This is a genomic window from Mesorhizobium sp. M6A.T.Ce.TU.002.03.1.1 (assembly GCF_003997275.1).
In the GTDB taxonomy this organism is placed as follows: Bacteria; Pseudomonadota; Alphaproteobacteria; order Rhizobiales; family Rhizobiaceae; genus Mesorhizobium; species Mesorhizobium mediterraneum.
On sequence record NZ_RZTI01000223.1, the window covers coordinates 1 to 5,061 of the forward strand.

5 protein-coding genes are annotated in these 5,061 nt (G+C 65.7%); 3 read left to right on the forward strand and 2 right to left on the reverse strand.

Annotated elements, in window-relative coordinates:
* Together EOC93_RS32495 and EOC93_RS32500 are read right to left on the reverse strand one after the other, a co-directional pair.
* Positions 1-1,150, reverse strand: a 1,150-nt coding sequence (locus tag EOC93_RS32495; protein WP_164759375.1) for a branched-chain amino acid ABC transporter permease, incomplete at its 3' end; no start/stop codon positions are given.
* Positions 1,150-2,316 carry an FAD-binding oxidoreductase gene (locus tag EOC93_RS32500; protein ID WP_095485713.1) on the reverse strand — a complete coding sequence of 389 codons (1,167 nt, stop codon included), beginning with the start codon at positions 2,314-2,316 and terminating at the stop codon, positions 1,150-1,152. The genes EOC93_RS32495 and EOC93_RS32500, both read right to left, overlap by 1 nt.
* A gap of 156 nt (positions 2,317-2,472) precedes the next feature.
* Between EOC93_RS32500 and EOC93_RS32505 the strand changes: the two genes are divergently transcribed.
* From EOC93_RS32505 to EOC93_RS32515, 3 genes are all read left to right on the forward strand, one after another.
* Positions 2,473-3,426, forward strand: a complete 954-nt coding sequence (locus EOC93_RS32505) for a MurR/RpiR family transcriptional regulator (protein WP_126106946.1) — start codon at positions 2,473-2,475, stop codon at positions 3,424-3,426.
* Positions 3,423-4,070, forward strand: a complete 648-nt coding sequence (locus EOC93_RS32510; protein WP_127206651.1) for an isochorismatase family cysteine hydrolase — start codon at positions 3,423-3,425, stop codon at positions 4,068-4,070. Before EOC93_RS32505 ends, EOC93_RS32510 begins: the two co-directional genes overlap by 4 nt.
* Positions 4,067-5,061, forward strand: a 995-nt coding sequence (locus tag EOC93_RS32515; RefSeq protein ID WP_127206652.1) for a glutamine synthetase, incomplete at its 3' end; no start/stop codon positions are given. The genes EOC93_RS32510 and EOC93_RS32515, both read left to right, overlap by 4 nt.

Genomic DNA, 5,061 nt, shown 5'->3' on the forward strand with positions numbered 1-5,061 from the left:
CGACGCCGGCATAGCGCCGCGACAGATGATCGGCGGTGAGCCGGTCGCGCTCGGCATGCAGCAGCGGCGCAGCCGGGATAGTCGCGACTTGGCGGGCGGGCCGGCGCAAAAGGTTCAATTCGCGCTCGCCGAACAGGCCAGTCGGCCGCCGCCAGATGACCAGGATCATGGCGATGGCGAGCACGCCCTGGGTCAGGCCGAACAGCACCGGCAGATGCAGGCCGAACACCTCGCCGCCGCCTTCGAAGCGACGCACCACCTCGATAACGACGATGGTGACGACGACGCCGGCAAAGGCGCCGAGCGAGGAGCTCATGCCACCGACGATCAGCATGGCCAGCAAGGTGAAGCCGAGGTCGAAATAGAAGTCGCGCGGCGAAAAGGCGCCAAGGAACTGCGCCATCATGGCGCCCGCGGCCATGGCGGCGACCGCGCCCACCACCCAAGCGGCCAGCCGCGAGGTGCGCTGATCGACGCCGACGGCGGCGGCACCGCGCTCGTCATTGGCGGCGGCGCGGGTGGCAAGGCCGAAGGCAGTCTCGCGGAACAGCCTCGCCACGACCAGCGCCACCGAAGCGACGCCGATAGCGGTCCACAGACCGACCTCGCGCGGCACGCCGTAAAAGGGCTGGCTGCCGCGGGTGATCTCGCGTCCGGCAACCAGTAGCGTGTAGACGATGATCAGCATGGCGAGCGTGGCGATGGAAGCGCTCGATCCGGACAGCCTGAGCAGAGGCGTGCCGGTCAGCAGGCCGATGACGATCGCAAGGATCAGCACGACGGCGAGCGCGGCGAAGAAGGAGAGTTCATAGCCAGCGAGAAACTGCGGCAGGTCGCGCAACGCGGTGCGCTGCAGCGCCGCCGGCATGGTCAGGATGCCGGTGGCATAGGCGCCGAGACCGACAAAGGCGGCGTGGCCGAAGGAGACGATGCCGCTGTTGCCGGAGAATATCTGCAGCCCGAGCACCGCCGTCAGCATGATCGCGGCATAGGTGACGACGCGCTGCATGGCGGCGCCGCCGAAGAAGAAGACAATGAGCCCCGCCAGCAGCAGCACCGCCACCATGCAAAGCGCATCGGCTGAGGCGTTGCGAAACGCGGCCGGCATCAACGACCGCGCCCTGCCCTCGCTCATCGCCGCCGACGCCATCAGGCGGCCTTGAAGCGGCTGGGCGAAAACGGTGCCAGGATCGGCTGGGCGCCTTCGGTGACCAGTCTTGCCACCGCTTCGCCGACCGCCGGGCCGGTCTTGAAGCCGTGGCCCGAGGAGCCGGCCGAAACGAAAAGTCCGTCGATGCCAGGCATGGCGCCGATCACCGGCAGGTCGTCGGGGCTCATGTCGTAAAGCCCGGCATAGCCGGGGCGGATGCCAAGATCGGCCATCGCCGGCACGCGCGTCGCGAAGGTCTCGAGGATCTCGACCGATTCTGATTCCTCGACGCCTTCCATGTAGTCGTCGGGGTTATCGACGAAACGCGGACGGCCTGCGTGCTCATGACGCAAGCCGGTGCCGCCGCCGGCCCAGGTGCCGGCAAGAATGACGCCGTCATTGTCGGGCCGCGCATAGTTACAGGAGATGTCGTCGCACCAAGCGAAAGGCATGACCTGGCGCGCCTTGCCGGCGGCGTCGAGCACGGCCATCGGGTGGCGCTCGACATGCAGAGGCAGATCGAGGCCGACCGTCGCCAGCAGCCGGCGCGTCCATGGCCCGGCGGCGAGCACCACGGCATCGGCCTTCAGCACCGTTCCATCGGCGAGCGCGACGCCGCTGATGCGGTCGCCCTCTTTCACAAGCCGTTCGACGAGGCTGTTCTGCATGATCCTGGCACCGCGTGCCTTGGCGGCGCGGGCAATTGCATTGGTTGCGCCGAAGGCGTCGGCATAGCCGTACTCGGGCTCCCATAGCGCCAGCGCCACATTGTTCAGCGCAAAGCCGGGCGCGGCATTGGCGAAGGCCTGTGGCGACAGCGTCTCGATCAATGCGCCCTCGCCGCGAATGCGTTCGGCGGCGGCCTTCCAGCTCGCTTCATTGTCGTTGCCGCAGACCCACATCATGCCGATCTCGGTGACGAAGGAGCCCTCGCCTGATATCTCCGGCAAGGACACAAGGATCTCGCGGCCACGAATGGCAAGCTGCGACAGTTCCGGCATCAAATAGAAGGCATGCAGCAGCGCCGAGGACTTGCCGGACGGCCCGCCGGCGGGGTGCGTCTGCTCGACAAGCGTCACCTCGACACCGGACGCGGCCAGATGATAGGTCGCGCTCGATCCAACGATACCCGCGCCGACGACGATGACGTCGCTTCCAGTCCGCATGGCTGTTCCCCACAGTCTCTTGGCTGCTTTCCGACAAAGCTAAGACCAGTCGTCCGGTTATGTCAATATCTCTTCATTGTTGACCGAAATTAAAATCTCTGTAATAAACTCGACACAACGAGGCAGGTAAGCCCAACACCGATTTTGGGGAGGCCAATGTCGATACGCGATGTTCTGATGCGCGGGGATTTTGCGCTGACGCCGTCGGAGGAAAAGATCGTCCGGCTGCTTCTGACCGACTATCCGACCTCCGGCCTCGGCACCGCTTCGTCACTGGCCCGGCGTGCCGGCGTCAGCGACCCGACCGTGGTCAGGCTGGTGGTGAAGCTCGGCTATGATGGCTTTCCGGACTTCCAGGCGAAGCTTCTGGCCGAAGTCGAGGCCAGGCTGCATTCACCCCTGCTTATGATGGAAGCCAAGCGGCCGACAGGCGCGGAAGATAGCGCCATCCTCGCCTATCTCGGCTCGGTCGGTGCTGCGCTCGAGAAATCGGTCAGCCTGACGCCGTTGCAGAGTTACGAGCGCGCCGCCCGTTTGCTGATGGAAGCCAAGGGCGAGGCGGTCATGCTCGGCGGCCGTTTCAGCCGCCATATCGCCAGCATGTTCGCCGGCTACATGCTGCAATTCAGGCCGGGTGTGCGCGACCTCGGCACGTTGTCGGCACAGGCCTTCGACACGCTGGCCGATCTTGGCCGCCGCGACGTGCTGGTCGTTTTCGATTATCGCCGCTACCAGTTCGACGTCATCGACTACACCCGGCAGGCGGCGGCGCGCGACGTGCGCATCGTGCTGTTCACCGATCAATGGCTGTCGCCGATCGCCGATCTCGCCGAGGTCACCATCGTCAGCCCGCTGGAAGTCGCCTCCCCATACGACACGCTGGCGCCGGCGATTGCGCAGATGGAGGCGCTGGTCGCCCATATCGTGTCCACGCTAAGCGATGGCGCCCGCGAACGCATCGAAAAGTTGGAGGAGGTGCGGCATGCGAATGCCGTGACCCTCGACAGTGCCGGCCCCGAAGAAACCGGGACACGCAGGATGCCCGGGCCCAAATCAGCCCAACCTAAATCAGTCCAATCCAAATCAGTGAAGCAGGACCAGAAAGCATGACGCAGGCATTGCCAAAACGAAACGAGCCCTTCCGGGCCGGCGAAACCGCGCTGCTTCTGGTCGACATGCAACGTGTTTGGCTGGAGCCCGGCGCCGATCCGGCGCATCCGGAGCGCGGCCCCGACCACTATTTCTATCGACAGACGGCGTCGCAGACGATCCCCAACCAGGAGCGCCTGCTGGCGGCGGCCCGCGCCAATGGCGTCGAAGTGATCCACACCATCATCCAGAGCCTGACGGAAGACGGCCGCGACTGCTCGCTCGACCACAAGCTGACGCCGATCCATATCGCGCCCAGCCGGCCGGAAGGCCTGCCGGTGTCGTCGCTGGCGCCGGTCGGCGACGAGATCATGCTGCCGAAGACGTCGTCTGGCGTCTTCAACTCGACCAACATCGATTATGTCTTGAAGAACCTCGGCGTGCGTTACCTGATCGTTGCCGGCATCATGACCGACCAGTGCGTCGACATGGCGGTGCGCGACGCCGCCGATCGCGGCTACCTCGTCACCTGCGTGTCGGATGCCTGCGCGGCCGCCACGCAGGAGCGCCATGATGGTGCCCTCAAGGCGTTTGGCGGCTATTGCTGGGTCACTGATACCGCCACCATAGCCGCCCGCTTCGAAGCCTTGGGAAAAGCTGCATGACATCGACCGTCGAACCGCTCGTTGCCGTCGTCACCACCGATCTCTCCGCCATCACGCGCGGCCGCTCGGTCGTCGAAAGCAAGCTGCAGAAGATCGCCGCCACCGGCGTCGGCTGGCTGCAGGCCAATCTGTCGCTGACGCCGTTCAATTCCATCGTCGATCCCAATCCCTGGGGCTCCTCCGGCGATGTGCGGCTGGTGCCTGACCTCAACGCCCGTTTTCGGACAGTGCTGACCGGATCGGCGACAGCCTTCGACATGATCGCCGGCAACATCGTCGAACTCGACGGCAGCCCGTGGGTCGGCTGCACACGCACCATGCTCAGGGACGCGCTGGCGGAGTTGAAGGCGGCAACCGGGCTTTCCGTCATCGCCGCCTTCGAACATGAATTTCATATCGAGGGCGACTTTGTGCCGGGGCATTCGCTGTCGTTCCAGGCGCTGCGGCGGACCGACCCCTTCGCGCCCAATCTGATGGCGGCGCTGGAGGAAGCCGGCGTCGCGCCAGAAGTCGTGATCGCCGAGTTCGGCAACGAGCAGTTCGAGGTGACGCACGAGCCGGCCGATGCGCTCGCGGCGGCCGACCGCGCCGTCGCCATCCGGGAAATCACCCGCGAAGTCGCGCGCAATGCCGGCTGGCGCGCCAGCTTCACGCCGAAAGCGGCTCCCGACGCCGTCGGCAACGGCCTCCACATCCATTTCAGCTTCATCGATGCGGCCGGCAAGCCGGCGACCTACGATCCAGCACGACCGGGCGGTCTTTCCAGCCAGGCCGGCGCCTTCTGTGCCGGGGTGCTTCGCCATCTGCCTGGTATCACCGCGATGACGGCGGCGAGCGTGTCATCCTACTACCGGCTGAAGCCGCATAGCTGGAGCTCGTCCTACACCTGGCTTGCCGATCGCGACCGTGAGGCGTCCTTGCGCATCTGCCCGACGGTGACGATCGGCGGGCGCGACCCGGTGCGGCAATACAACATCGAAAACCCGGCCGC